Source organism: Streptomyces sp. NPDC126510, from assembly GCF_040302345.1.
In the GTDB taxonomy this organism is placed as follows: Bacteria; Actinomycetota; Actinomycetes; order Streptomycetales; family Streptomycetaceae; genus Streptomyces.
Genome location: NZ_JBEORR010000091.1, coordinates 1 through 2,611, shown reverse-complemented (window position 1 = coordinate 2,611; position 2,611 = coordinate 1). Strand labels below are relative to the sequence as shown.

Genomic DNA, 2,611 nt, shown 5'->3' with positions numbered 1-2,611 from the left:
CTCAATGCGTTTGCGATCACCTTCGAAGGACGCATCACCCTGAACGGTAACTAACCGACATCAAGGTCGGATCCACCGTTAATCGGACACTCCCGCTGCGGCACAGGATCGAGCGGCAGTGCGAGTAGTGGAAGTGACAGTGGTAGCGCCGGTGCGTTCGGCAGCGAGTCCGCAAGCACATCCGGGTCGAGTGATTTCTTCAGTTTCTTCTGTGGGATCACCGGATCGTCGAGTGGCTCCACCAGCTACGGAAGCTGAACGCCCTCGGGGGATGCACGGGTTAGCGACGTCCCGGGTCAGCCGGACACAAACATCCCCAACGGACTGACAGCCAGTGCCATACACAGCGGTATGAAACAGAGAATGGGCTGGTTGAACCCTGCACTCGATATCGCCGGACACTTCCTGCACCCCTTGGATATTGACCGATAAGACCCACTTTTCCAATCGGGTCGCCGTCGGACCAGTCGGGGCTTCCTGCCCTGCCGATCCACATTTTCACCAACCTGTATTTCTATAGCCAAGAGAGGCGAGAATGACGATGTTTCGCGGTGTTACGCGTCGGACGCTATTGGGCGCAGCGGTGCTGGTACCGCTTGCCGGTTGTTCAGCGAAGAATCCTTCGACGACAAGTTCTCAAACGTCAACGGCAAGCGAAGAGGATCGAGCCCACCTCCTGGCTGATCTCGAAGACAAATACGATGCCCGCTTGGGTGTATATGCGGCCAATCCGAGAACGGGAGGGATGGTCGAGTATCGAGCTGACGAGCGTTTCGCGTTCTGTTCCACATTCAAAACCCTTGCTGTCGCAGCGGTATTGAGCCAGAATCCGCTGGAATATTTGGATGCCGTCGTTTATTACACGGCGGATGATCTTCAGTCTTATGCGCCCATCACGAAGCAGCACCTGGACACCGGGATGGCTGTCGGTCAATTATGCGAAGCTGCTCGTCGATGACGTTCTCGTCGAATTGTATGTCTAGACGGTATGAGGGTCGGCCCGTTTCGGGCCGGGGACTCGCTTGCAAGTTGCCGTGGGTTGCCGAGTAGGCGAAGCCTGGATCGGTAGTGCCTACATTTGCAGGAGGCCCCGGTGATGTATCAGCGTACGAGTGTCGGATTGGACGTGCACGCACTGTCTGTAGTGGCATGTGCGATCGACGGTCAAACCGGTGAAGTATGGAAACAACGATTATGTCCGGACTCCGGTGAGATCCTCGCCTGGTTGCGTTCGTTGCCGGGTCCGGTGAAAGCCGTCTACGAGGCCGGACCGACCGGATTCGGCCTGTACCGAGCTCTGAATCAAGCGGGTGTGGAGTGCGTGGTGGTTGCGCCGTCGAAATTGCAGAGACCTGCTGGTGACCGCGTCAAGACCGATGCTCGCGACGCGCTGCATCTGGCGCGGTTGCTCCGACTGGACGAGATCGTCGAGGTCACGGTCCCTTCGGTAGAACAAGAGGCAGCCCGAGATCTGGTCCGTGCCCGTGAGGATGCTCGCGGGGATCTGATGCGATGCCGACATCGCTTGTCGAAACTTCTTCTGCGGCAGGGCATTGTCTATTCTGGTGGTGCGGCGTGGACTGGTGCGCATGATGTGTGGCTACGAAGTCAGAGGTTCGAGCAGTCGGCGTTGCAGGCCACGTTCGACTCGAACTATGAAGCGATGCTGCTCACCCGAAGCCGCCGTGACCGACTGGATACGGCGATCGAGGAGATGGCGGAGAACAGTCCCTACACGCCGATGGTGCACCGTTTGGGATGTTTACGCGGAATCTCTACTTTGACCGGGTTCGGGTTGGCGGTCGAGATCGGCGACTGGCAGCGATTTACGGGGAGCACCATCGGTTCCTATGTCGGCCTGGTGCCGAGTGAATACTCTTCGGGGACATCACGATCACAGGGTTCGATCACCAAGACCGGCAACGGTCATGCACGTCGGTTGTTGGTCGAGGCAGCATGGCATCACCGCAAGATCTACCGCAACCCTGGACAGGTCATGCGCACTCGATGGGCGAAAGCCAGCCCCGCTGCGCGTGCTCGTGGGCATGCCGGCAACCACCGCCTGCATCATCGGTGGGAGCAGTTCACCGCCCGTAAGAAGCGTCCGGTGATCGCCAATGTCGCCGTAGCCAGAGAACTTGCGGGATGGTGTTGGTCGCTGGCGGTCGTCGACGACCAGCCCTGAGCTTGTCCTTCCCCTAGATTTCGGTCGATAGACAATCGCAAAGGGCGTGATGGCAGCGTGAGGAACGATCTGCGAAAACAACTATGGGCAGCAACAGGTTCCGAAATTGGAACCGATTGCGACGCCCGACCCTAGAGCAGCAGCACCGTTCCTGCCGAACAGTCGTCCTGCGGTAGCCAACCCGCGTATATCAGTCTGACCACGAGTCGTGAATATCGACATGTCACCCGCCGTTCTTCATGTCCGTCGACCGAAACGGAAACGGCCTCGGGAACTGCCGTTCCCGAGGCCGTTTCCACCTGTCCCTTGACAAATTTCTCTACATATCAGTTGTAGGAGGAACGGACGTTGGTGACGCGGTGCCGGCGGTAAGCGGCGGGCGGTCGTCCTCCGCGTGCTGAATGCGGTCGGTGGTAATTGTAGTGA

The 2,611-nt window shown here is 58.6% G+C and carries 2 protein-coding genes; both read left to right on the top strand.

Annotation, left to right across the window (positions count from 1 at the left end):
- Positions 1–535 precede the first annotated feature (535 nt).
- Positions 536–958, top strand: coding sequence for a serine hydrolase (locus tag ABTX60_RS43070; protein WP_166814103.1), 423 nt, complete (start codon positions 536–538; stop codon positions 956–958).
- A gap of 138 nt (positions 959–1,096) precedes the next feature.
- A complete protein-coding gene (locus ABTX60_RS43065; protein ID WP_003942584.1) occupies positions 1,097–2,185 on the top strand; it encodes an IS110 family RNA-guided transposase in 1,089 nt (362 codons plus the stop codon).
- The last annotated feature ends 426 nt before the right edge of the window (positions 2,186–2,611 follow it).

Bases quoted from the DNA above. Each gene is read 5' to 3' on its own strand.
- ABTX60_RS43070 (WP_166814103.1), top strand. From the start codon at position 536: ATGACGATGTTTCGCGGTGTTACGCGTCGGACGCTATTGGGCGCAGCG.
- ABTX60_RS43065 (WP_003942584.1), top strand. From the start codon at position 1,097: ATGTATCAGCGTACGAGTGTCGGATTGGACGTGCACGCACTGTCTGTA.